26 protein-coding genes and 1 tRNA gene are annotated in these 23561 nt (G+C 64.6%); 14 read left to right on the top strand and 13 right to left on the bottom strand.

Annotation, left to right across the window (positions count from 1 at the left end; translation table 11 throughout):
• Positions 1-103 precede the first annotated feature (103 nt).
• A complete protein-coding gene (locus tag L5876_RS00730) occupies positions 104-2314 on the top strand; it encodes a DPP IV N-terminal domain-containing protein (protein ID WP_236954175.1) in 2211 nt (736 codons plus the stop codon).
• Positions 2315-2317: 3 nt separating this feature from the next.
• Here L5876_RS00730 and L5876_RS00725 read toward each other — a convergent pair whose 3' ends face one another.
• A complete protein-coding gene (locus L5876_RS00725; protein WP_236954174.1) occupies positions 2318-3055 on the bottom strand; it encodes a M48 family metallopeptidase in 738 nt (245 codons plus the stop codon).
• Positions 3031-3507: a GAF domain-containing protein gene (locus tag L5876_RS00720; RefSeq protein ID WP_236954173.1), complete on the bottom strand. Its 477-nt coding sequence runs from the start codon at positions 3505-3507 to the stop codon at positions 3031-3033. The genes L5876_RS00725 and L5876_RS00720 overlap by 25 nt, the downstream gene beginning before the upstream one ends.
• Before the next feature lie 89 nt (positions 3508-3596).
• Here L5876_RS00720 and L5876_RS00715 point away from each other — a divergent pair, with 89 nt between their 5' ends.
• Both L5876_RS00715 and L5876_RS00710 read left to right on the top strand, forming a co-directional pair.
• A complete protein-coding gene (locus L5876_RS00715) occupies positions 3597-4664 on the top strand; it encodes an AI-2E family transporter (protein WP_236954172.1) in 1068 nt (355 codons plus the stop codon).
• Positions 4661-5620: a calcium/sodium antiporter gene (locus L5876_RS00710; protein WP_236954171.1), complete on the top strand. Its 960-nt coding sequence runs from the start codon at positions 4661-4663 to the stop codon at positions 5618-5620. Before L5876_RS00715 ends, L5876_RS00710 begins: the two co-directional genes overlap by 4 nt.
• On the opposite strand, the gene L5876_RS00705 is transcribed toward L5876_RS00710, so the two are convergent.
• On the bottom strand, positions 5617-6984 hold the full coding sequence (locus tag L5876_RS00705; protein ID WP_236954170.1) for a M28 family metallopeptidase: 1368 nt from the start codon (positions 6982-6984) through the stop codon (positions 5617-5619). The genes L5876_RS00710 and L5876_RS00705 overlap by 4 nt on opposite strands.
• Positions 6985-7217: 233 nt before the next feature.
• On the opposite strand from L5876_RS00705, the gene L5876_RS00700 reads away from it, so the two are divergent.
• From L5876_RS00700 to L5876_RS00685, 4 genes are all read left to right on the top strand, one after another.
• Positions 7218-8726: a SulP family inorganic anion transporter gene (locus L5876_RS00700; RefSeq protein WP_236954169.1), complete on the top strand. Its 1509-nt coding sequence runs from the start codon at positions 7218-7220 to the stop codon at positions 8724-8726.
• An 11-nt stretch (positions 8727-8737) separates the two neighbouring features.
• Positions 8738-9592, top strand: coding sequence for a universal stress protein (locus L5876_RS00695; protein WP_236954168.1), 855 nt, complete (start codon positions 8738-8740; stop codon positions 9590-9592).
• Between the two features lie 240 nt (positions 9593-9832).
• Positions 9833-10531, top strand: a complete 699-nt coding sequence (locus tag L5876_RS00690; RefSeq protein ID WP_236954167.1) for a Rossmann-like fold-containing protein — start codon at positions 9833-9835, stop codon at positions 10529-10531.
• Between the two features lies 1 nt (position 10532).
• Positions 10533-11102 (top strand): alpha-ketoglutarate-dependent dioxygenase AlkB, encoded by a 570-nt coding sequence (locus L5876_RS00685; RefSeq protein WP_236954166.1) that lies wholly within the window; start codon positions 10533-10535, stop codon positions 11100-11102.
• Between the two features lie 17 nt (positions 11103-11119).
• Here L5876_RS00685 and L5876_RS00680 read toward each other — a convergent pair.
• A tRNA-Ile gene (locus L5876_RS00680) sits at positions 11120-11196 on the bottom strand.
• 183 nt (positions 11197-11379) lie between these two features.
• Between L5876_RS00680 and L5876_RS00675 the strand changes: the two genes are divergently transcribed.
• Positions 11380-12120 (top strand): SIMPL domain-containing protein, encoded by a 741-nt coding sequence (locus tag L5876_RS00675; protein WP_236954165.1) that lies wholly within the window; start codon positions 11380-11382, stop codon positions 12118-12120.
• A gap of 34 nt (positions 12121-12154) precedes the next feature.
• Here the strand turns inward: L5876_RS00675 and L5876_RS00670 are convergent, their stop codons facing one another.
• Both L5876_RS00670 and panD read right to left on the bottom strand, forming a co-directional pair.
• Positions 12155-12595: a hypothetical protein gene (locus tag L5876_RS00670; protein ID WP_236954164.1), complete on the bottom strand. Its 441-nt coding sequence runs from the start codon at positions 12593-12595 to the stop codon at positions 12155-12157.
• A gap of 71 nt (positions 12596-12666) precedes the next feature.
• Positions 12667-13032: an aspartate 1-decarboxylase gene (panD, locus tag L5876_RS00665; protein ID WP_236954163.1), complete on the bottom strand. Its 366-nt coding sequence runs from the start codon at positions 13030-13032 to the stop codon at positions 12667-12669.
• Positions 13033-13227: 195 nt separating this feature from the next.
• Between panD and L5876_RS00660 the strand changes: the two genes are divergently transcribed.
• The 4 genes from L5876_RS00660 (at position 13228) to L5876_RS00645 (ending at position 16322) form a co-directional block, all read left to right on the top strand.
• Positions 13228-13926: a hypothetical protein gene (locus tag L5876_RS00660; RefSeq protein WP_236954162.1), complete on the top strand. Its 699-nt coding sequence runs from the start codon at positions 13228-13230 to the stop codon at positions 13924-13926.
• A complete protein-coding gene (locus L5876_RS00655; protein ID WP_236954161.1) occupies positions 13926-14837 on the top strand; it encodes a M23 family metallopeptidase in 912 nt (303 codons plus the stop codon). Before L5876_RS00660 ends, L5876_RS00655 begins: the two co-directional genes overlap by 1 nt.
• Positions 14838-14907: 70 nt before the next feature.
• Positions 14908-15858 (top strand): DUF4349 domain-containing protein, encoded by a 951-nt coding sequence (locus L5876_RS00650; RefSeq protein WP_236954160.1) that lies wholly within the window; start codon positions 14908-14910, stop codon positions 15856-15858.
• Positions 15859-15866: 8 nt separating this feature from the next.
• Positions 15867-16322: a hypothetical protein gene (locus L5876_RS00645; RefSeq protein ID WP_236954159.1), complete on the top strand. Its 456-nt coding sequence runs from the start codon at positions 15867-15869 to the stop codon at positions 16320-16322.
• A gap of 46 nt (positions 16323-16368) precedes the next feature.
• Here L5876_RS00645 and L5876_RS00640 read toward each other — a convergent pair whose 3' ends face one another.
• Entirely contained in the window at positions 16369-16659 is a 291-nt protein-coding gene (locus L5876_RS00640; RefSeq protein WP_236954158.1) for an aspartate decarboxylase, read from the bottom strand.
• A gap of 87 nt (positions 16660-16746) precedes the next feature.
• Complete coding sequence (locus tag L5876_RS00635) at positions 16747-17628, bottom strand: hypothetical protein (protein WP_236954157.1); 882 nt, start codon at positions 17626-17628, stop codon at positions 16747-16749.
• 180 nt (positions 17629-17808) lie between these two features.
• Here L5876_RS00635 and L5876_RS00630 point away from each other — a divergent pair, with 180 nt between their 5' ends.
• A complete protein-coding gene (locus tag L5876_RS00630) occupies positions 17809-18231 on the top strand; it encodes a hypothetical protein (protein ID WP_236954156.1) in 423 nt (140 codons plus the stop codon).
• 29 nt (positions 18232-18260) lie between these two features.
• Entirely contained in the window at positions 18261-19376 is a 1116-nt protein-coding gene (locus L5876_RS00625) for a hypothetical protein (protein WP_236954155.1), read from the top strand.
• A 60-nt stretch (positions 19377-19436) separates the two neighbouring features.
• On the opposite strand, the gene L5876_RS00620 is transcribed toward L5876_RS00625, so the two are convergent.
• The 5 genes from L5876_RS00620 to rpoD all read right to left on the bottom strand — a co-directional run bounded on the left by L5876_RS00620 (position 19437) and on the right by rpoD (position 23540).
• Complete coding sequence (locus L5876_RS00620; RefSeq protein WP_236954154.1) at positions 19437-19859, bottom strand: secondary thiamine-phosphate synthase enzyme YjbQ; 423 nt, start codon at positions 19857-19859, stop codon at positions 19437-19439.
• A gap of 242 nt (positions 19860-20101) precedes the next feature.
• A complete protein-coding gene (locus L5876_RS14845; RefSeq protein WP_369281001.1) occupies positions 20102-20329 on the bottom strand; it encodes a Fic family protein in 228 nt (75 codons plus the stop codon).
• 116 nt (positions 20330-20445) lie between these two features.
• Complete coding sequence (locus L5876_RS00610; protein ID WP_236954152.1) at positions 20446-20643, bottom strand: hypothetical protein; 198 nt, start codon at positions 20641-20643, stop codon at positions 20446-20448.
• 46 nt (positions 20644-20689) lie between these two features.
• The gene (locus tag L5876_RS00605; protein WP_236954151.1) at positions 20690-21142 is read right to left on the bottom strand and encodes a GNAT family N-acetyltransferase; all 453 of its coding nucleotides are present in this window, start codon (positions 21140-21142) and stop codon (positions 20690-20692) included.
• Between the two features lie 313 nt (positions 21143-21455).
• On the bottom strand, positions 21456-23540 hold the full coding sequence (gene rpoD, locus L5876_RS00600; RefSeq protein ID WP_236954150.1) for an RNA polymerase sigma factor RpoD: 2085 nt from the start codon (positions 23538-23540) through the stop codon (positions 21456-21458).
• Positions 23541-23561 lie beyond the last annotated feature (21 nt).

Here is a 23561-nt window from a genome sequence, read left to right as displayed (position 1 = left end):
ATCAGCGGGAAATTCCTTTGCCGCGCGCTATAGCGGAGTGCGCCCTTGGCTGGCAACGCCGGGAGTCCTAGCTTGCGTCCCGAATTGCCAAACGGAGATGCCGATGCGCCGCGCTGCCCTGATCGCCCTGCCCTTTCTTTTCGCCCCGTCCGCGCTTGCGCAGGAGGCGGAACAGCTGACGATCGAGCGGCTCTATGGCAGCCCCAGCCTTAACGGCCCGGCGCCGCGCGCGCTGCGGTTTTCACCCGACGGCGAGCGCATCACCTTCCTGCGCGCCAAGGAGGAGGACGCCAATGTCCTCGATCTGTGGGCCATCGATGTCGCGGGCGGCGATCCCTATCTGCTGGTCGACAGCGATGTGCTGGTTCCCGAGGAGGTCGAGCTTTCCGAAGCCGAGCGCCAGCGCCGCGAACGCCAGCGGATCAGCGCGTCGGGCATCGTCGAATACGACTGGGACACCACCGGAGACGCCATCCTCGTCCCGCTCGGCGGCGATATTTTCTACGTCGATGTGGAATCGGGCGAGGCGCGCCGCCTGACCGAGACGGAGGCGTTCGAGACCGATGCCCGGATCTCGCCGAACGGGAATTTCGTTTCCTTCATCCGCGACCAGAATCTCTACGTGATCGACCTCGCCAGCGGCGAGGAACGCGCGCTGACCACCGAGGGCGGCGGCGTCATCTCGTGGGGCATGGCCGAATTCGTCGCCCAGGAGGAAATGGACCGCGACACCGGATACTGGTGGTCGCCGGACGAGCAATACATTGCCGCAGCGCGCGTCGACGAGACGCCGGTGGAAATCATCCCCCGTCTGGAAATCGGGGCGGAGGGCGCGACCGTCGTCGAACAGCGCTATCCGCGCGCCGGCGATGCGAATGCGCTCGTGACGCTGCACACGATCGCGCTCGACAGCGGCGAGACCACCGAGATCGACCTCGGCGAAAACACCGACATCTATCTCGCGCGCGTCAACTGGCGGCGCGACAGCTCCGAAGCCCTCGTCCAGCGGCAGAACCGGCAGCAGACCGTGCTCGACCTTCTCGCCGCCGATCCGGCGACAGGCGAAACGCGGACGCTCCTGACCGAGACGGACGACGCCTGGATCAACCTCAACAACGACCTCCGGCCGCTGGATGACGGCAACATGATCTGGACCTCGGAGCGGTCGGGCTTCCGGCACATCTATCAATTCAGCCATGACGGCGAACTGATCGCACAGGTCACGTCGGGCGACTGGGTGGTGGAGCAGATTGCCGGGGTCGATCTCGAAGCCGGTACGGTCTTGTTCGAAGGCTGGACCGAGGACCCGACCCAGCGTCATCTTTATTCCGTGCCGCTGTCGGGCGGCGAGCCCACGCAGATCACATCGGGCGAAGGCTGGTGGTCGGCGACCGTGAATTCAGGCGGCTCCGCCTTCATCGGCAGTTATTCCGATCCGGTCACGCCGACGCAGACCGCGCTCTACGACATGTCGGGCGAACGCATCCGCTGGCTGGAGGAGAATGCGCTCGCCGAGGGGCATCCCTACTTCCCCTATTTTGACGATCACATTGCGCCCGAGTTCGGCACGATCGAAGCGGAGGACGGCACGGACCTGCACTGGATGATGTATCTGCCCGCCGGCTTCGATCCGGACGAGACCTATCCGGCGATCGTCTATGTCTATGGCGGTCCGCACGTCCAACAGGTTCGCCGCAATTGGGCGGGCGGGACGCCGCAGATCTTCGCCCAGGCCGGCTATGTCTATTTCATCCTCGACAATCGCGGCTCCTGGAATCGCGGCCATGCCTTCGAGACGCCGCTCCACCGCGCGATGGGTCAGGTCGAAGTGCGCGACCAGCTGGCCGGGCTCGACTATCTGCAGTCACTCGATTTCGTCGACGCCGATCGGGTCGGGATCTGGGGCTGGTCCTATGGCGGCTACATGACGCTGATGACGACGCTGCAGGCGCCGGGGCGGTTCGCGGCAGGCGTGGCCGGTGCGCCGGTGACCGACTGGTCGCTCTACGACACCCATTACACCGAGCGCTACATGGGCACGCCGGAGGACAATCCGGACGGCTATGAGCAGGGCTCGGCCTTTGCCCATATCGACAATTACGAGACGCCGCTGCTGATCATTCACGGGATGGCCGACGACAACGTCATCTTCGCGAATACGACGCGGATGATCGATGCGCTGCAGTCGCGGAGCCTGCAATTCGAGCTGATGACCTATCCCGGCCAGCGCCACGGAATCCGCACACCGGAACGCCAGACGCACCGAACACAGCTGATCCTGGATTATTTCGACCGGATGCTCGCCGAGGAGTAAGAGTCAGAGCGGAAGGGAAGGGACGGACTTCATCCCCTTCCGCCGGTTCTTCCAGTCCGGCATGAGCCCCTCGACCACGGCCCAGAAAGCCGGGGAGTGGTTCATCTCGACCAGGTGCGCGACTTCGTGTGCGCAGACATAGTCGATGAGGTCGGGCGGCGCGGCGGCCAGCCGCCAGCTGAGGCGGATCACGCCCTTGGTATCGCAACTGCCCCAGCGGCGTTTCTGGTCGCGCACGACGATTTTCGGGGTGGGGCGACCCAGCGCTTCGGCGTGGTACGCAACCAGAGGCGTAAAGTGCCGTTCGGCCTCCGTCTTGTAGAAGCGCTTCAAGCCGCTGCGCACAGCATTCTCCCGGATGACGCCGTGCGCCTCGGGATCGACCCCCACAATCAACTGGCGATCGTCCAGCGTCACGCGGGTCCGCACGCCGCGCTGAAGCGGCGCGACCGTCACGGTCAGGTCCTGCCCGAGGAAGGGGAGCGTTCCGCCGTTCCGGAAATCGAATTCCCGGACCGGGCGCGCCGACCACTTGGCGAGCTTTACCGCGATCCAGTCGGACTTTTCGTCGAGCACGCGGTCGATCCAGCCCGCCCGCGCCGAAACCGGAGCGAGTACGCGCAGTCCGGTTTCGTCGATCGACAGGGCGAGCGTGCGGCGGCGCGGTGAGCGGACGAGCCGGTACTCGACCGGTTGCCCGCCGATCTTCAGCGTCTTCAGTTCTTCAGAAGCTCGGCGCAAATCGCTTCCAGTCCCGCGCGGTCGGTTTCGTCGAAGGCGGCATATTCAGTCGAGTCGACGTCGAGGACAGCCGCCAGCTGACCGTCGGCATCGAATACAGGCACGACGATCTCCGAATTCGAGCGGCTGTCGCAGGCGATATGACCGGGAAAGGCATGCACGTCCTCGACCAGCTGGGTCTCCCCGGACGCCGCCGCAGCGCCGCAGACGCCCTTGCCGAAAGGAATGCGCAGGCAGCCGAGCGTACCCTGATAAGGGCCAACAACAAGCTCGCCGGGCTTGCCCGGATCGACCTCGTAGAAACCGGTCCAGAAGAAGCGCGGGCCAAACGCCTGCGCCAGCAGGCAGGACGCCGTCGCATAGCGGGCGGTCCGGCTGGTCTCGCCGGCGATTACCGAAGCGATCTCCTTGCGGACCTCTTCGTAGCGCGATGCCTTTTCGTGGGTGTTCATCAAGAGGGACTCCGGAACTGCGGCGTCCCATTTGGCGTAATCAGGGAGAAATGCAATGGTCACACCCCAGCTTTTCCCGGCGAGAATCGATGCGCCTTACCCTCGATCTCCGCTTCTTCCTCGCCGTGCTCGGCGTGATCTTCCTCGTCTGGCTGCTGAACGCGGCCGGCGCGGTCGTGCTGCCCTTTCTGATCGCGGCACTCCTGGCCGTGATCCTCGAGCCGACGACGAAATGGATGTGTCAGCGCAGCGTGCCGCGGTGGGCGGCTGCGCTGATCTCGACATTACTGGCGCTGATCGTGATCTTCGCGCCGCTGGTTGCGATCACTCCCATTCTGCTGATCGAGGGCGGCGAGTTGTTCAACCGGCTGCCCACCCTGATCGACAATGTCGCAGCCATTGCGGGGCGCATGCTGGAAGGCACGGGGATCGTCCTGCCTGAATTCTCCGCCCAGTCGCTTGCCGCCGAGGGCGGACCGCTCCGCTCGCTCGGCGTGCAGGCCGCCGGGTCGATCGGCAGCGTCCTGTCGGGCGCGCTTCTCGTGCTGCTGACGCCGGTGGCCCTGTTCTTCTTCCTGAAGGACTGGCCGGAAGTCACGAAGACGCTCTCCGAATTGCCGCCGCGCCCTTATGCGCAGGAAGTCCGGCACATTGCCAAGGATACAAATCTTCAGCTGGCGCGGTGGGTGCGCGGGCAGAGCCTCGTCATCCTGTCGCAGATGATCTACCACGCCGCGGGCCTGTTCCTGCTCGGCCTGAACTACTCGATTGCGATCGGCGTGTTGACCGGGCTGTCTTCGATCATCCCGGTGATCGGCAATCTGATCTTCTTCGTGCTGGCGCTGCTCGTTGCGATCAATCAGTTCGACTCGATCTGGCCGATCCTGGGCGTGGTTGCCATCTTCGGCAGTTCGCAGGTGATCGAGACGGTTTTCCTCGCTCCGCGGCTCGTCGGCGACCAGCTGAAGCTGCATCCCTTGTGGATCATGGCCGGCCTTCTGATCGGCGGCTCGCTGTTCGGCTTCCTCGGCGCTCTTCTGGCCCTTCCGGCGACCGCCGCGATCAGCGTTTTCGCGAAGCACGGGCTTCGCCACTACAAGCAGTCGAGCCTCTACCGGGGCGACAACCAGAAATCGGACAAGGGTAAAACGGCGTGAGCGAATTTCTTCTGATCGCCGGCGGGCTGGTTCTGCTCGCCATTGGCGGTGACGTGCTGGTACGTGGCGCGGTGGGAACCGCGTCGAGGTTGGGCGTGTCTCCGCTCCTGATCGGACTCGTCCTCGTCGGCTTCGGCACATCCATGCCGGAGCTGACCACCAGCGTTCAGGCCGCCCTGTCCGGCTCCCCTGGCATCGCCGTCGGCAATGTCGTCGGATCGAACATCGCAAACATCCTCCTCATTCTTGGCGCGGCCGCCCTGCTCTCGCCTATCGTCGTCGCAAAGGGCGTACTGTCGCGCGATGGAAGCTTCCTCGTCCTGTCGCAGATCGCGCTGGCCGCCGCCCTCTTTCTGACGCCGGTCGGGCGGACGTCCGGGGGCCTGCTTTTCGCGGGGCTGATTGCCTATATCGGGCTCAGCTACTGGCTCGACCGGCGCTCCAAGAATGGTGCCGCCGCGTTGCACTCCGCCGAGGCGGAGAGCGTGAGCCCGCCGAAGGGCGGGTTGCTGGTCTCGCTGCTTCTCCTGGCGGGCGGTATTGCCGGCGTCGTGATCGGGGCAAAACTCCTCGTCGATGGCGCGATCTCGATTGCGGAAGGGTTCGGCATCTCCGACGCGGTGATTGGTCTGACCGTGGTTGCCGTGGGCACGTCCCTGCCCGAGCTCGCAGCCTCGGTGGCCGCCGCGATGAAACGCCAAGGCGATATCGCACTTGGCAATGTGATCGGGTCGAACATCTTCAACGCGCTCGGCATTCTCGGCGCGACCGCGATCATCCGCCCGATCGAGGTTCCGGCGAGCATTCTCGGCTCGGACGTCTGGATCATGCTCGGCGCCGCGGCCCTGCTTGTTCTTGTCGCAGCGACCGGGCGGCGCATCGGGCGGATGGAGGGCCTTACCCTCCTCCTCCTCTACGCCGCCTATACGGGCTGGCTGGCGTTCGGGTCGCTCTAGCCGCCGAAACTGCCGGCCGGCCCCGGGAAGACGACGGGGCTTTCCGCGCCGTTTTCCGCTACCGAGGCGACCCCGAAATAGTAGTTGTCGATGACGACATTCTCGAGCGTGTAGCTGGTGACATTCCCGACCCAGCGCGAATGCGTCCACTGGTTTTCGTCGGTCAGCCGCCAGTAGATGCGGTAGCCGGCCAGATTGCCCGCCTGGGCCGCGTCGGGGGCAGACCAGGACAGGGTCGTGTCCGGGCTGACCGCGCCCTCGATCGTCACGTCCGCCGGGAAGGGCGGCGCGCTGGCCAGCAGGGCGAGCGTCGCGGCATTGAGCGCCGTGAGGCGCGCGGCATAGTCGAAATCGACGTATTCGATCGTGTCGCCATAGTGCCGCCCGCCCTCGTTGCGGAGGTCCTGGTGCTGGCGGTCATAGTGTTCGTGCGTCTCCATGATGCGCACGCCCGGGAAGCCCGCATCGTTGAACGGGCGGTGATGCCCGCCGCGCCCGAAGCGGTCGAGCCGGTAGACCATCATGATATCGAGATTGGGAATGTATTCGTCCGCGACGCGGTCGATATAGCGGGCGAGATTGCGCGACGGGCTGTCGACCTCGCCGCCGGTGAAGCGGCGGATGCGCGCTTCCTCCGGCGTCTCCACGGCGCGCGTGCCTTCGGAGAAGACGCGGGCGGTGGAGTTGTCGATGACGCCGTCGATCCCGGCGATATTGCCGATCATGTCGTTGTTGAGGACGGCCTTGATGCGCCAGTCATTCTCGATCGCGTGCGCTGCGACGATCTGGCCGCCGAAAAGGCCCTGTTCCTCGCCCGACAGGCCCATATAGATGATCGAACCCGCGAATTCGTGCTGCGACAGGACGCGCGCGGCCTCGATCACGCCGGCCATGCCCGAGGCGTTGTCATTGGCACCGGGGCTGTCGGACGTGCCGTCGAGCGGGTCGGTGACGCGGCTGTCGATGTCGCCGGACATGGCGACATAGCGGCCGGGATCCGTCGTACCGCGCTGGATCGCGACGACGGACACGACCTCGGTCGGCTCGGGGATGCGGGTCTGGCCGGAAATCGTGTCGGAGATGTACATGACTTCAAGACAGCCGCCGCAGTCCGCCGAGATGCGTTCGAACTCCTCGAAGATCCAGCGCCGCGCCGCGCCGATGCCGCGCGTGTCGCTCTCGGTTTCCGACAGGGTGTGGCGGGTACCGAAATCGGCGAGCCGGCGGATATCGGCCTCGATCCGGTCGGCGGACACGTCCGCAACGATGTCGCGGATCACGGGCACCTCGGACGGCGGCACGTCCTGAGAGAAAGCGGCACCCGCGAACAGGGCAAGGGCGGAAGCAGCGAATACGGTCTTCATGGAGGTCTCCCCGGACATCTGATTGCCGGGAAGGCTAGTGCGTGTGGCGGCAAGAGCAAGTCGGCTTCCGTCCACGCACCCCTGCTCGCGCATAGCAGCTTCCCGTCGCGCCTGCGCGCCTTGCCCGGTCCGAGATATGTGCTAATCGCCCTCTTTCTCCGCTGATCCTGTCAGCCCTCAAGCGCCCGTGACCGCCCGAAAGTGGCGCACCAGCGCACCCGATGGATATTGCCATGCGCCTGCCCACACTCGATGCCGCCCTGATCGACCGCACCCGCCGCGAATGGTTCGGCAATCTGCGCGGCGACGTGCTCGCCGGCCTTGTCGTCGCGCTGGCATTGATCCCGGAGGCCATCGCCTTTTCGATCATCGCCGGGGTCGATCCGCGGGTGGGCCTCTATGCCAGCTTTTGCATCGCGGTGGTGATCAGCTTCGCCGGAGGCCGGCCGGGCATGATCAGCGCGGCGACGGCGGCGACGGCGGTTCTGATGGTCACGCTGGTGCGCGAGCACGGACTGCAATACCTGCTCGCCGCCTCGGTGCTGGCCGGGCTGATCCAGATCGTTGCCGGTTTCCTCAAGCTGGGCGATCTGATGCGCTTCGTCTCGCGCTCGGTGATCACCGGTTTCGTCAATGCGCTGGCGATCCTGATCTTCCTGGCGCAACTGCCGGAACTGACCAATGTCAGCTGGTTCACCTATGTCCTCGTCGCGGCGGGCCTCGCAATCATTTACGGCTTTCCCTTCATCACGAAGGCGATCCCCTCACCGCTCGTCTGCATCATCGTGCTGACAGCGCTGGCGATCGGCTTCGGTTGGGACAATATCCGCACCGTCGGCGACATGGGCGACCTGCCCGATACGCTGCCGATGTTCCTGCTGCCGGACATTCCGCTCAATTTCGACACGCTCCTGATCATCCTGCCCTATTCGGCGGCGGTCGCGGCTGTGGGTCTCCTGGAATCGCTGATGACGGCGCAGATCGTCGACGACCTGACCGACACGAAGAGCGACCGGAACCGGGAATGCGTCGGCCAGGGCGTCGCCAATACGGTCAGCGGCTTCTTTGGCGGCATGGCGGGGTGCGCGATGATCGGCCAGTCGGTGATCAATGTGAAATCGGGCGGGCGCGGGCGCCTGTCCTGTCTGACGGCGGGCGTGCTGCTTCTCTTCATGATCCTCGTCCTCGGCGATCTCGTCGCGCAGATCCCGATGCCGGCGCTCGTTGCGATCATGATCATGGTCTCGGTCGGGACCTTCTCCTGGAGTTCGATCCGCAATCTGCGCCATCATCCCAAAAGCTCCAGCGTGGTGATGATCGCGACCGTGATCGGCGTCGTGTTCACTCACAATCTGGCGATCGGTGTCGGGGTCGGCGTTCTCCTCAGCGGGCTCTTCTTCGCCTGGCGGATCTCGCGTGCCTTCACCGTGACGAGCGCTCTGTCGGACGATGGCCGGATGCGCACCTACCGCGTTGAAGGTCAGCTCTTCTATGCCTCGTGCGAGGACTTCATGCGCGCCTTCGATTTCCGCGAGGCGGTCGATACCGTCGTGATCGACCTCAGCGATGCGCATGTCTGGGATCTGTCGAGCGTCGCCGCGGTGGACATGGCGGTTCTGAAATTCCGGCGCGAAGATGCCGAGGTGAAACTGATCGGCATGAATGAGGCGAGCCGGACGCTGGTCGACCGGCTGGGCATTCACGACAAGCCGGGCGCGCTCGAACGCCTGATGGGCCACTAGGAGGGATTGCCATGACCAAGACCATCATCGCCCTTCTCGACGGTTCGGCCTATGGCGAAAGCGTCTGCGACCACGCCGCCTGGGTGGCTCAGGCCGTCGGCGGCCGGGTCGAACTGCTTCACGTCCTCGGGCGGCGGGACACCGGAATCGCACCCGCCAATCTGTCAGGTGCGCTCGGGCTCGGCGCGAAGTCGCACCTGCTCGAAGAACTGGCCGCGCACGACCGCAAACGCGCGCATCTGGCCAAGGAGCGTGGCCGTGCCATTCTGGACGCGGCAGCGGCGCACCTGTCGGAACGCGGCGTGACGGCCGCGGGGCGTCTGCGCAATGGCGATCTTCTGGACGCCGTCCAGCAGGTCGAGGCCGAGGCAGACCTGATCGTGATCGGCAAGCGCGGCGAGGCGGCCGATTTCGCGAGCGAGCATCTCGGCTCGAACCTCGAACGCATCGTGCGCGCCGCCCGCAAGCCGGTCATGGTCGCGTCGCGCAGCTTCCGCCCGGTCGAACGCGCGCTGATCGCCTTCGATGGCGGCGAAAGCGCGATGAAGGCGGTCCGCCACATCGCCGCCGGCCAGCTGTTCCAAGGTATTCCCCTGCATCTCGTCACGGTCGGTGCAGGCGATGCGCGCCGCATTTCCGCGCTGGCGACCGCCGCCGCCGAGTTGCGCGCAGGCGGGCAGGAGGTGACCGAGGCGGTCCTGTCCGGCGAGCCGGAAACCGCGATCTCCGCATACGTGACGGAGCAGTCGATCTCGCTATTGGTGATGGGCGCCTACGGCCATTCCCGCATCCGCAACCTGATCATCGGCAGCACGACGACCGCCATGATCCGCGACTGCCACATCCCGGTGATGCTGTTCCGCTGAGCGGGGAAATGGTGGGCCTAAGGGGGTAATTTTCGAATTCTGAAACGCTGAATGAGGCGTTCGCGGAGATCGGTATTCACCACTCCAGACGATACTAAAAGGAGGCGGCCCAATCAAATTCAACCAAGAGCCTCATCTCAAGTGACAAAAACGCAGAGAGCGCCTCTGCAGCAAAGAAATCCCCGCCCCTGCTTTGCACTTGAAAATGCCGACTTCGTTTGCACTCACACGAGGTCGAATATGGCGGTGCTACTCATTGACGGTCATTGCGTAAGTAAGGCGGCGGAGCACGCAGCGGTCACCTTCGAGCGCCTTGTCGTCCTTATCGAACAAAAGCGGCGCACCTTCGATTTCGCGGGGATGAGCCGAAAGGGAATGTGTATCCTTGTCGGTGAAGGCGATCTCAGCTTTGCGCATGCGTTAGCCCGAGCGCCGAAGAGCCGCCCTGCAAATATTGTAGCGACAACCTTTGAAACGGAGCGCAGTATTTGTCCGGCAGGGAGGGCAAATGCCCGGTTATTGATCGGTCTAGGCGCGAAAGTGCTGCACGGCGTCGACGCCCGAAACCTGGATGATCGTCGCTTGCCAGCAATGGCGGATCTGATCGCCTTTCAGTTTCCCAATACGGGAACGCGGAGGTCAGTGCATGGACGTACGGACAATCATGTTTTGTTGCGCCGGTTTCTCCGGGCGGCTACCTCGCGATTGACGGCGACGGGGAGGATTGCGGTCACGCTGGTAAATAGCCCGCATCATCTCGGAGCGTTTGACCCGCCTGCTGCGGCGGATTGGGCAGGCTGCGAAGCCGTGGACGTGCTTCCGTTTTATCGGTCCGCTTGGGCGGGTTATGGTCATGTCAACACCAACGACGTGAGCGAGAGCGCTTTGTCGAAGTACCGGTCATGCAGCACTTGGGTATTTAGGCCAGTTAGGCGATAGAATGTCGGATTGTCTGATCTCGCCGCCCGGCGCACGCATCATAGGCAATTTCGTTTCGGAACAAGAAGCCAACCGGCTGCTCGCGGAGACAGACGCATCGGACTGGCGGGTCGATCTGAAGCGGCGCGTCCAGCATTACGGCTGGCGATATGACTATCGCGAGCGCCGGGTGACGGCGGACATGCGGCTCGGTCCGCTACCTGACTGGCTAGGTCCTGTTGCGGAAGCGGTCGGCGGGCTTGCGGAGTTCGATCGGCGACCGGATCAGGTGATCGTGAACGAGTATCTTCCCGGGCAAGGCATCTCCGCGCATGTCGATTGCGAGCCGTGCTTTGGGCCGGCGATCGCCTCGTTGAGCCTAGGCGGCCGAGCCGAGATGGTTTTCCGGCATCGTAAATCAGGCGAGCGCCGGGCGTTGATTCTCGAGCCTCTAATGCTGCTGATTCTTGCGCGCGAAGCGCGATATGACTGGACGCACGAAATCCCGCCGCGCCAGTCCGACGTCGTCAACGGTGCGCGGGAGCACCGCGCCCGCCGCGTGTCACTGACTTTCAGGACCGTGACCTTGTAAGCGTGAGGATCGAAAAATGGTGGGCCCGGCAGGACTCGAACCTGCAACCAAGCGGTTATGAGCCGCCGGCTCTAACCAATTGAGCTACAGGCCCCACCCTTCAGGAAGTGCGATGGATACAGGCGACGCCTCGGCTCGCCAAGAGCGGTGTGCGGCGCTGCCCACGCAACCTGACACGCGGATGAACCGTTCTGCCACGGCAAGGGCTTTTCCCTGCCCTTCCCGCGCCACCGCGATCAGGTGCAAACTTGTCCCATCAGAAATCTGGAGACCCGTCATGCTTCGAGCGCTTCTACTTTCTACCGCCCTCCTCGTTCCCGCCGCTGCCGGCGCGCCGGCCTTCGCGCAGCAGGACCCGCACGCCATGCACCATGGGATGCAGGAAGGCCGCCTGACCCTGAATGCGACGGGCAGCGTACGCATGGCGCCGGACATGGCCACCGTGTCCGCCGGCGTGGTGACCGAGGCGGAAACCGCCGCGGAGGCCCTGTCGGCCAACAGCCGCGCGATGAACCAGGTGTTCGCCGCGCTGCGCCGGGCCGGCATCGCCGAGGACGACATCCAGACCTCGAGCCTGCAGATCAGCCCGGTCTGGTCCGGCGGATATTCTTCCAACGGCCGCGAGAGCGAACGCCGCATCACCGGATATCAGGCGACCAATACGGTCACCGCGCGGGTCAGCGAGCTCGACAATCTGGGTCAGACGGTCGATGTGCTGGTCTCGTCCGGCGCCAACCAGCTTCAGGGCGTGAATTTCGGTCTTGAGGATCGCGATGCCGCCATGACCGAAGCCCGCCGCCGCGCGGTGCGCGAACTTGGCGATCTGCGTTCACTCTACGCCGATGCGCTCGGTGTCGAGATCGGCCGGCTGGTCGAGTTCTCGGAAGGCAGCAACTATTCGCCGCCGCAGCCGATGATGTTTGCCCGGAGCGAGGCGATGGATTCCTCCACGCCGATCGCAGGTGGACAAATCGAAGTGTCGGTGACGGTCACCGGCGTCTACGCGATCGAGGACTGAAAAACGGGAGCTGGCCGGGTCCGTCCGGGCCCGGCTAACCCTCCTGCGGCGGATCAAGCGCGCGCGGGGTTCCGGCGGTCGACCGGTCTGCCCCCAATTGCGCGAACACCCAGTTTTCCGCATCCAGCGCCTCGTTGAACCCGCGGACCTTCAGCCCTGCGGCGTTCAGGATCCGCGTCATCACCATGATGTGCGCGGTCTGTTCGGGCCGGTAGACATAGGCGAATGTCATGCCCGCCGGCATTCCAGCGGCGAAGACGTCCGCGATCTGGCGGTATTCATGCGGCTGGTGGCCCAGCGTGCAATCAAGATAATCGATGATCAGCGCGTTCAGCCCGCCCGCGGCGAAGCGCTCGCATAGCTTTCGCGCGTTCGCGGCACTGACGTCAAAGCGGTTCGGTCCGTGCAGCCGGGCGATGAAAACGCCCGGTTCGGTGAAGACAAACCGTTCAACTGAAAAAGCCGTATCTGGCAAAGACCTCTCCCGTGCCGGCAGGACATAGGCCTATCTCGGCAAGGTCAAGGATTTCCGAAGATTTCCGAGGATCAAGCCGCGTCGGCGACCTCGACCGGGTGATTGTGCTCGTCGAGCACCAGCACATCCGGCACCCAGCGTTCGGCCTCGGCGGCTTCCATCCCGGCATAAGCAACGACGATGATCCGGTCGCCGACCTGCGCCAGGCGCGCGGCGGCGCCGTTGATGCCGAAGGTGCGCGAGCCGCGCGGGGCCTCGATCGCATAGGTCGTGAAGCGCGCGCCGGTGTTGATGTTCAGCACATCGACCTGTTCGTGCGGCAGGATGCCGACGGCATCGAGCAGGTCGCGGTCGATCGAGATCGACCCTTCGTAATGAAGGTCCGCCTGGGTCACCGCGGCGCGGTGCAGCTTGGCTTTCATCATCGTCAGTCGCATTGGCGAGCTCCGGCGCGTCTTTGCTGCGCTGCGATATAGAGGATACCGCAGCGCAGATATAGGGGCCGGGCCAGTCCGCTTCCAGAAGGCCGCCTTGCGCGGGCCAGCCCTGTCGCAGACTTAATTCCCCTGACAGGAGACTGTGACTCACACCGCGCCAAATTATCGGGCATGATGGCGTCAGGGAGGGGAGTCATGCGTTCGACCATGACCATCGGAGCCGTTCTGGCTTGCGTGTGCAGCGCCGTTACGCAAGCGGCCACGCCGCCCGCTCCTCTGTTCTCCCCCTCCACGACAGCCATCGATCCGGGGTTCCGCTCCACCCTCCTGTCCGAAGCGGCGATGCGCACCGGTGAAGGTACCATGCTGGAAGTCTCTTCCCAGCAGATGCCGATCGACTGGGACGCGGCGCGCGCGGATCTGACCGCGCAGACCGGAGACCCGATGGAGCCGGTTGCCCGGCCGGTCCCGGTCCGCCCCGTCAATGCCACGCGGGAACAGCTCGACGCGGTCAGCCTGCCGATTCTTCTGCCGGATCGCGACGTCGTCGATTTCGAGGATGCCACGGCGCGCCTCTTCGGCCGGCAGGGTTTCTACACGGCCTCGATCGAGGGTGATGGCGTCGTGATCGAGGTCTTCGGCTCGCGCCAGCGCGTCGCCGGACCGTCCGATCCCAGGATCGCCGACCGGCTGGCCGAGGCGCGGGACGCGGACGGCTTCATCATCACCCCGGGCGAAGGCAGCTGGGACGTCGCCTTCAATCGCTACGGTGCCGCCTATTCGGTGACGGTCGAGTGCGGTGACCCCGGCGCGTCGCGCTGCGCCGATGCGAACTATGCCCGCGAACTCGCGCGCAGCCTGCTGATCGCGGGCGGACAGCCGGGCGGGAATTGATGAGCCGGGTCGCCGAGCTTTCGACCGCGGCGGTCATTGCTGTGTCCGGGATCGCTGCGATGATCTGGTGGCCGGATCCGAACGGGCCCTGGCCGCCGGTGCTGGAGATCGCGCAAGCGCCTGAAACGACTGCACCGGTCGAGCCTGTCCAGACGACAGAGCCCGAGCTTGCGGTTCCGGTCCAGCCGTCCGATCGCCTGCCCGAAATCGTGCCGGTCCCCACATCCCACTATTTCCTTGTCCCGGACGTCCTCGATGCGTCGGGAACCGACGCGGATTTCGAGGCCCCCGGCACACTCGCCGACGGCTCTGGCACGGGTCTCTGGAACACGGCGAATTTCGCGCCCGGAATGCGTTTCCCGGTCGAGACAGCGCAGGCCTTCGCCAATTCGCAGGCCTGGAGCGCGGGAGGTTTCTACGGACCCGGCGGCAACCAGTGCGCGCCGGAGAATTACACCTATCCCTGGCGCGACACCTTTTGCGAGGACGGCGGGCCCGGTGCGCCGATCTGCCCTGCTGGCGGCAGCCATATGGGCCAGGACCTGCGCCCGCCAATCTGTCAGGGCAACACCTACTGGGCGGTCGCGGCGGCGGACGGCGTGGTTACGTCGATTGGCACCTATTCCGTCCGCCTGATGAGCGAGGACGGGCTGCGCTTCACCTATCTGCATCTCGACCCGGCCTCGGTGACCGTAGAAACCGGCGATACGGTCAGCCGTGGCCAACGGCTCGGACGTATCTCCAACGCTCATGGCGGGACGCCGGCAACCGTGCACCTGCATTTCGAGATCCGCGCGGCCTTCCTTGCGGGTGATGCCGGGCTGATCGCCGTGCCGGTGCCGCCCTATGCGACGCTCGTCGATGCCTATGCCCGGCTCGCCGCCGGAGACGACGGCGGCGAAGGGGCCTGACCGCCTGCCGCAATCTTGACGGGATTACCCGCCAGCGTCGAAGTGCGGGGAAATGGACAGGGAGACTTGCATGCGCAACTGGATGCTGGCGGCGGTGGCCGTTCTGGCGCTTTCGGCCTGCGAGGACGGGTCCGAACACGACGGGGGCAATAACGGTTATTTCTCGGCTGAGGATTCAATCGTCGTTACCGGATCGCGCGTCGACCGAGCGAGTTTCGCCGCTGAGGCACCGCTTCAGGATATTGATGCGGAGGCCCAGACCGAGGCGGGGATTGGTGATCCTGGCAACGGTGAACAGAGCGCTCCCGAAACCTACCTTGCCTACCGCTATGCCTACGGGCTGCGCGCGCCCGCCGAGGCGGTACGTCCGCTTGTCCAGCAACACCAGCAGACCTGCGAGGCGGCCGGGCCGTCGCTGTGCCAGATCGTCAATTCCAACGTTACCGAGGCCGGGTCCGACCGGGTGAGTGCCCGTCTGGTGATCCGCGCGGAGCCGGGCTGGCTGGCCACGTTCCGGGACGGGCTGGAAGCCGACGCGGAGAATGCAGGGGGTGAAGTCACCTCGTCGAGCCAGAGCGCGGAAGACCTGACCCGCCCCATCCTCGACACGCAGGCCCGGCTCGACGCCCAGATCCAGCTGCGCGAGCGGCTCACCGGTCTGCTCGACCGGCAAGGCGCGAATATCGAGGAGCTGATCCGGGTCGAACGCGAACTGGCGCGGGTCAATGGCGATATCGAAAGCGCGACCGCGCAGCTGCGCGCGATGCGCGCACGCGTGTCGATGTCGATCGCGGACCTGACCTATCAGTCGGAAATCCGGCCGATCAGCCAGTCGACGGTCAATCCCGTGGGCGAAGCCGTTCGCGATTTCGCGGGTATCGTCCTCGGCGGTCTGGCCGTGATGATCCGCCTGATCGCGGGCGTCCTGCCCTGGCTGATCCTGGTGATACCCGCAATCTGGCTGCTGGCGCGCTGGCGCCGCAGCGTCAACCGCCGCAAGGCCGCCGAGAAAGCGAAGTGAGATCCGTCATGACACGTCTTCTTGCCATTGCCGCCGCATGGCTCGTCCTGTTGCCTGCCTCCTTTGCCCAGACGGTGAGCGACCCGGAAGCCTTCATCCGCGACAGCTACCGCATCATGGAAGCCGATGGCGAACCGCCGCAATGGGGCGCGCCCTTCTATACCGACCGTATGATCGCCCTGTTCGCCGAGAACGAGCAGGTCATGATGAACAATGACGGCATGGGCCGGCTCGACTTCGGATTCTGGGTCGAAGGACAGGACTGGGACATCAGCGACATCTCGGTCACGACCCGGCCCGTCACCGGCACGGGCGATCGCCGCGTCGTGGTGGCGCAGTTCCGGAATTTCGGAGAAGAGCAGACGCTGTTCTTCTACTGGGAACGAACGGCGGGCAGCTGGAGGCTCGACGATGTCTCGTCCGCCAGCGGCTGGACGCTGTCGCTGCTCCTGAAATACGGCTGACGCCAATCCGAAGCGGGAGCCCGCCCCCGATTACCGAGCGCGTCGTCTACCGCTTGGCGGCGCGCCAATGCTCCATCGCCGAGGAGATCGCGAAGGTCTCGCGGTATTTCGGGCTGTCGGACGGGCGCGGGGCCTTGCCGCGCGTCAGTTCCATGATCTCCGCCAGCTTGTTGTGCGCCGCGCCGGCCTGGCCCGCGCCGATATAGGCGTGCAACTCCACCAGCGCGCTGGCCAGCGGATCGTCCGCGCGGATCACGAAATAGGGCTCGTCATCGGCGAGGTCGGGATAGCAATCGTATTTTGACGGGTTGGCTTTCGAGCCGACGGGTGCAGCCATGGCGTCCTCTCCGGGGCAAGCGGGAATCGGTGTTGCCCCAGTGTAGCGTGCCGGCCCCGATGGAACAGTGCCGGAATGCGGCCAGGATCAGACGGGTCCGCTGCCGTCGGCGAGCGGACCGCGCGCCATCGACGATGAGAACAGCATGCGCATCAGGCCAGGCACATCGGGCGAGACGGTCTTGGTGAGGTGGAGACGCAGACGGTCGGACACTTCGCCGTCGGGGGCGACGGGCTCCAGCGCATCGACTTCGGCTTCGAACCGTTCGAAGTCGGCATCGCGGTCGCCGGAAAGTTCGCCGATGCGTTCCAGAACGCAGGCCGAAGCCGCCGGTGATCCGCCCGCATCCTGAAGCGTCCCGATACTGATCCCGTCGAGGATTTCGGCCCGGTTCCGCGCAACACCGTTATAGAGGCCGAAGATCATCGAGCTGCCCGCGATGTCCCAGCCAACAGAGAAGAGCTGGTGCTGCAGCAGCAGGGCCCAGCCCTCATATCGGACACGCTCCACGCCTGCGCGGAAGCGGATGATCCCCTGATCGTCGCAGCGGATCATGGTGATGTCGCGCAGGAAGCGGCCGGGCAGATCGCTGGAGAATCTCGTCGTTCGCCAGAAGCCCTCATAGCTCGACCCGCGGCGTTGCCCGCCGCGCATTGCTTCCTCGAGCAAGGAAGTGGGCATCCATTGCGATGGCGCCGCTGACGCCGGCTGTGCCACGGCCGAGACGCCGAGCGCCGAGGTGAATTCCGGCAGGTCGCGATCCCAGTCAAGCATGGTGAAGCCGTCGATGCGCTCGGCGACGAAGCGGGTCAGGTGCGCGAGATTATGCTCCGAGGGGATGACGGCGCCGGACGCCCAGCGGCCAACCAGCGACTTGTCGACATTGATCGCGGAGGCAAGACCGGTCCGGCTCAGGACCAGTGTCTTGAGCACGAGTTTCAGCTTTTCTGCAAAATCACCGGGCCGCATGACAATTCTTTGTCACGGCGTGCAACCCAATGCAACCAAGTTGCATGGCGCGCGCAACTGCGCATGCGCGGCGGTGTGCGTCGGTGCATCTCCCCGTGAATGGCGAAGACGGTCAGAAGGCGCCGCGTCAACGCCGCGCCATGTTGAGGGACAGCGCGGTCCATCAACCTGGAGACTGAAATGAAAACGACAAACCCCATCCTTCTCACCGCCGGAGCGCTGGCTCTGCTCGTATCCGCCCCGTCGCTCGGCCAGTCAGAGACGCTCTCGCTCAACTACACCGAGGTCGAACAGACCTATGAGGGTGTTGAGCCGGACGAAATCGACAATCGTGCGAGTGATGCGCAGGCCACCACTGCTCAATCCCGCCGTCGCGGCGCGGTCGTCGTGGAGGATATGCGGGCGACCGACGACGACGCACAGGCCGGCCTGCTTCTGCCCGCGGTCCAGAATGTCCGCGCCCAGGGCAATGGCCCGCAGCCGCGAACCCCTGTCTTCATCGAGATCGACGATATCGACGGCGAGTCCACGAACGCCGCCGCGGCCGCCCCGGCAGGCGCAGCCCCCCGCGCCACCCGGCCCAATCCGCGCCGCCGCGACTGATCTCACACGCAATCTTACGGAGACTGAAAATGAGAAACCTGCTTCTCGTGGGCGCGATGGCGCTCGCCTCGACCCCGGCCCTGGCCGACCAGACGGACCTGTCCTTTGCGGTCCACGACATCCTCATCACCAATAACATCCCGGCGGTGAATATCTCGGTGCGGAACATGTCGGCCTCGACCGACCCGGCCCAGCGCGATCTGCGCATGGTGTCCGTCGACCCGGTCATCCAGGTGAATGGCCAGGTGTGGTGCAAGTCGTTCAACACCGCCGACACCGCCGCGCTGCGCGCCCGCGTGATGTACGGCAACGCCAATGTCGTGGCCGCCCAGAACGGTGCCGACATCCTGCCCGTCGGGCCGTGGAGCCCGTCGGCCGTCCAGAACTTTTCCGGCACGCACACGCTGGAAAACGTCTCGATCAGTTCGACGATGAATCTGCCGGACAGCTGGAATGGCGGCGTGAATCTGGGGGGCTTCAATCCGGTCGAATTCGTTGAAGGCCGTCTCGAGCACTTCCTGGCGCAGAATGCCGGCAGCGAAGCCGACTTCCTGCGTGTCGACGACGTCTTCGTGACGACGGTCGCGCTCAACCTCGTCGGCTGGTGCAGCTATGAGAGCCAGAACATCTCCGGCGAATATGCCGGCCTGCGCGCGATCGAGGTGCCGGTGCACATCTTCTATCACGGCGATCCCGACATCCAGGACGTGGTCACCCAGTATGGCGGGTCGGGCACGATCGCGGCACAGACGCCGCCGCGGGCCCGCGGCGTGACCCGGACGAATGGCGCGGATACGCGTCCGCCTGCCCGTGCGGCCACGCCGGCGCGTGCGGAATACCAGGGCGGCGTCCGCGTCGCGTCCGGCGACGTCAACGGCGACGGTTATGCCGGCCAGCCGCAAGACCCGCAGGGCGGTTTCGATGCCGTGGATATGGCCGCGGCGCTGATCGTCCCGGCGGTGCAGCCGGCCTATGAGGAAGACCGGCCCTGCGTCGTTCGCGAGGAACAAGGGGCCGGCGAGCGGCTGGGCCGTGCCGCGCTCGGCATGCTGATCCGTTCGCAAGGCAATGGAGATGGCAATTCGCTGCGCGAACGCGCCATCAATGTCGCCGCCGACGAGGTCGAGGGCTGTGAACGCTACTGATCCCGCGAAGGCGCGAGGGACTGGACGGGGCGCGGCGGGGAAACCTGCCGCGCTCTTTCTCTATGCGGAGAGATGCAGCACCACCTGCCGCGTGTGGGGCCGGTCGCGATGCTCGAACAGGTAGAGGCCCTGCCAGGTGCCCAGCGCGAGACGGCCACCGGAGACCGGAATCCCGATCGAGGTCTGGGTCAGCGCCGCCCTGATGTGGGCGGGCATGTCGTCGGGACCCTCTGTGGTGTGGCGCAGCCAGCGCATGGACGGATCGTTCGCGGGCGGCACCAGCCGGCGGAAGAAGTCATCGAGATCGCGGCGCACGTCCGGATCGGCATTCTCCTGGATCACCAGCGAGCAGGAAGTGTGGCGCACGAAGACGGTCAGCAGCCCCTCCCCCGCGCCAGCCCCGCGCACGAAGGCGTCTGCGGCGCGGGTGAAGTCGTAAAGGCCGGGGCCGGTGGTTTCGACAGTGATGACGGTCTGGGGCATGGCGTCAGTCGATCATTTCCCGGATCTGGCTCGCAAGAGATTGTTCGTCGCCGTGAAAGCTGCGGATCATGGCGTCGAGAAAGGCGTGTTCGTCGAGCCGGTCCAAGTGAAGGGGATGTCCGGCACGCGCGCAAAGCATCGCAAAAAAGGCGTTCTGCGCCCGGCCGTTCCGCTCGCGAAAGGGGTGAATGGCGTTGAGCTCCGCGAGAAAATGAGCACCCGCGACCGCAAACTGGTCCGGTTCAAGATCGCAGATAGCGCTCCCGCCGAAGCAAGTCGAACAATTCGGTCATTGCGGCTTGGATATTCTCCGGAAAGCAGAATGCGTTTCCGCCCTTCGATATTCGTGTGGTTCGATATTGGCCCGCCCAGTCAAATACGTCCTGAAAAAGGTGGGCATGAACGGCGCGGTAATGGGTCGGGGAAAGCCGTCCGGCCGGAAGCGGCTCCTCGGCCCGCTGCGCAGACATGACGAATTCGAACGCTTCGAGGGTCCGTGCATCGCGAATCCCGGCTTTGTTCCTTAGAACGTTGGATCCGGGATAGCAGTAGATGGTATCCGCGACGTCATACATCGCGGCTCAGCCTAGTTGCCGTACTTGCTGGCCAAATATTTCCGGCGTTGTTCCGGCGTGGCGTTCTCGGCATCCAGTTTCTTGAAATCGGAATTCATTGTCTTGGACGCACGCAGGCCTTCAACCGCGCTGATTTTTGCGAATGCGGCACGTCCGAGAACGAACTGACCCGTGCTCGCCGACCTTCCAATTTTCGAACTCTTCGCCATGCGAGGAAACTATCACTTCAGCCGAGACAAGTGAATCCCGGAAATTTTATAGCCCGTTCAGTTCCCAGCGCTTCACGCCCTTGGAATAGCCGCCAGAGCTTTCATAGAGGCCTTCGGCCGCGTCGGTTTCTGAGGACGTCCACATCATGAAGGTGGCGGGGCTGTCCTTCACGTCCTCCACGACGGCCTCGAACAGGGCGCGGCCCGCGCCCGCGCCGCGGCCGTGCCTGCCGACACAGACTTCCGCCAGCCAGGCCCCGGCCCCGCCATGACCGCTGTCATAGAAGGCGTGCCAGACGGCATAGCCGATGACTTCGCCGTCTGCCTTCTCGGCGACGAGCACGTGGAAGCTGGTGTCGTGGTAGAAGAGCGTCGCCTTGATGTTCTCCGGCGTGCAGTGCTCAGTGGAGTCGTTGACGACCTCGTTGAGCTCCTTCGACAGCCGCGCGATCGCCGCTGCATCCTTCGAACGCGCGGCGCGAATGGTCAGGTCGGTCATGGGTTACTCCAGATTCCAGGAAGCTATGGCAGCTTCAAAAACATGCTTGTTCTCGTTCGGGAAAACGAAAGTGCGTTCACCTATCGTTGGATGGTGAACGCGCACCTCCTCAAGCACTTCAGCTATTGAGCGCACACTTGGCTCGTCCAGGTGAAACAGCGTGACATTTGCTCCGCGCCCACGCAGCGTTCCAGCCAGAGCTTTGTTAGCATCCGACGAGACCAGCCAAACCTCGCTTACTCGGTCATCGAGTGCGAAGGCAGCGTCCGGATTTGGATCGAAACAGATTACAATCCGGTTCGATTCCATAACGTCAGTTATCCAGGAAGCTCCGCAGCTTCCGGCTCCGGCTCGGGTGTTTCAGCTTGCGCAGCGCCTTCGCCTCGATCTGGCGGATGCGTTCGCGGGTCACCGAGAATTGCTGGCCGACTTCCTCGAGCGTGTGGTCGGTGTTCATGCCGATGCCGAAGCGCATGCGCAGCACACGTTCTTCGCGCGGGGTGAGCGAGGCGAGGACGCGGGTCGTCGTTTCGCGCAGATTGGCGTGAATGGCCGCGTCGATCGGCAGGACGGCATTCTTGTCCTCGATGAAGTCACCCAGATGGCTGTCTTCCTCGTCGCCGATCGGGGTTTCGAGCGAGATCGGTTCCTTGGCGATCTTCATCACCTTGCGGACCTTCTCCAGCGGCATGCCGAGCTTTTCGGCGAGCTCCTCCGGGGTCGGCTCGCGGCCGATCTCGTGGAGGACCTGGCGGGAGGTGCGCACGATCTTGTTGATCGTCTCGATCATGTGGACCGGGATGCGGATGGTCCGCGCCTGGTCGGCGATCGAGCGGGTGATGGCCTGGCGGATCCACCAGGTCGCATAGGTCGAGAATTTGTAGCCGCGGCGATATTCGAACTTATCGACCGCCTTCATCAGGCCGATATTGCCTTCCTGGATCAGGTCGAGGAATTGCAGGCCGCGATTGGTGTATTTCTTCGCAATCGAAATAACGAGGCGGAGATTGGCCTCGACCATTTCCTTCTTGGCGATGCGCGCCTCGCGTTCGCCCTTCTGGACGGTCTTCACGATACGTCGGAAGTCGTCGACCGGCACGCCGGAGCGTTGCGCCAGGTCGGCAATCTGCAGGCGGATCGCCTCGGCATCCTTGGCTTCGCGTTCGATGAAGCGGTCCCAGGCTTTCGAGCTGCCCTTCTGGGCGGCAATCCAGTCCGGATTTGTTTCGTTTCCGAAATAAGCAGTCATGAAGCCTGAGCGCGGCACGCCATGGGCGTCGGCCATGCGCAAGAGCTTGCCTTCCAGCGCCATCAGTTCGCGGTTGATCGCGTAAAGCTGGTCGACCAGCGCTTCGATACGGGCGTTGTTGAGGTGCAGCGAGTTCAGCTCGTTGACGATGCCGGACTGCAGCTCCTCGATCTTCTCCCGGTCCTTCTTGGACAGGTCCTTGCCGGCGAGGCGGGCCTCGACCAGCTTGTCCTGCAGCTTGCGGAAGGCCGCGAAGTCGCGGGCGACCGCGTCGAGGATTTCCATGACGCCGTCACGCAGCTCGGCTTCCATGGCCGACAGGGAGAGGTTCTGGCCCTCGTCCTCGTCGTCCTCGTCGTCCGGCTTGTTCTCGTCGTTCTCGGTGTCTTCGCCGTCTTCGTCGTCATCGGACGATGCGGCGCGCTGGCCCGGCTTCTTGTTCTGGGCACCCGGCTGCTGATCCGGGCGTCCGCCTTCGGAATAGTCCGGCTGCGGGTTCTTGCCCGAGAAGGTCGCTTCGAGGTCGATGATGTCGCGCAGCAGGACCTGGCCCTCGGCCAGCTCGTCGCGCCAGACCATGATGGCTTCGAAGGTCAGCGGGCTTTCGCACAGGCCGCGGATCATCGCGTTGCGGCCGGCCTCGATGCGCTTGGCGATGGCGATTTCGCCCTCGCGCGACAGAAGCTCGACCGAGCCCATCTCGCGCAGATACATGCGCACAGGGTCGTCGGTGCGGTCGGCGGAGGCCGGAGTATTCTGGCCAGCGACGGCGGTCGACGCCTTGCCGGAGACGGCGCGGGAGCGCGAACCGCCCTCCTCGTCGTCCTCTTCTTCCTCATCTTCGTCATCGGAAGACGAAGCGCGCGCCTTGCCCTTGCCGGCCGGCGCGTCGTCCTTCGGCTCGCCGTCATCATCCTGCTCTTCGGCATCGATGACGTTCACGCCCATTTCCGACAGCTTCGCGAGCACGTCCTCGATCTGCTCGGAGGTGAATTCATCCTCCGGCAGGACCTGGACGAGTTCCTCATGGGTCACGTAGCCGCGCTTCTTGGCGGTCTTGATGAAGGTCTTCACGCCCTGATCGTTGAGATCGAGGATCGGGCCGTCCTGCGGCTCCTGCGTGGTGGCCTCTTCGGTGGTTTTGCTCATTCGCCCTTCAAATCCCACTTG

The sequence above is a fragment of the Hyphobacterium sp. SN044 genome, assembly GCF_021864465.1.
In the GTDB taxonomy this organism is placed as follows: Bacteria; Pseudomonadota; Alphaproteobacteria; order Caulobacterales; family Maricaulaceae; genus Hyphobacterium.
The sequence above is the reverse complement of the archived record's forward strand: the minus strand, read 5'-3'. Positions and strand labels throughout refer to the sequence as shown.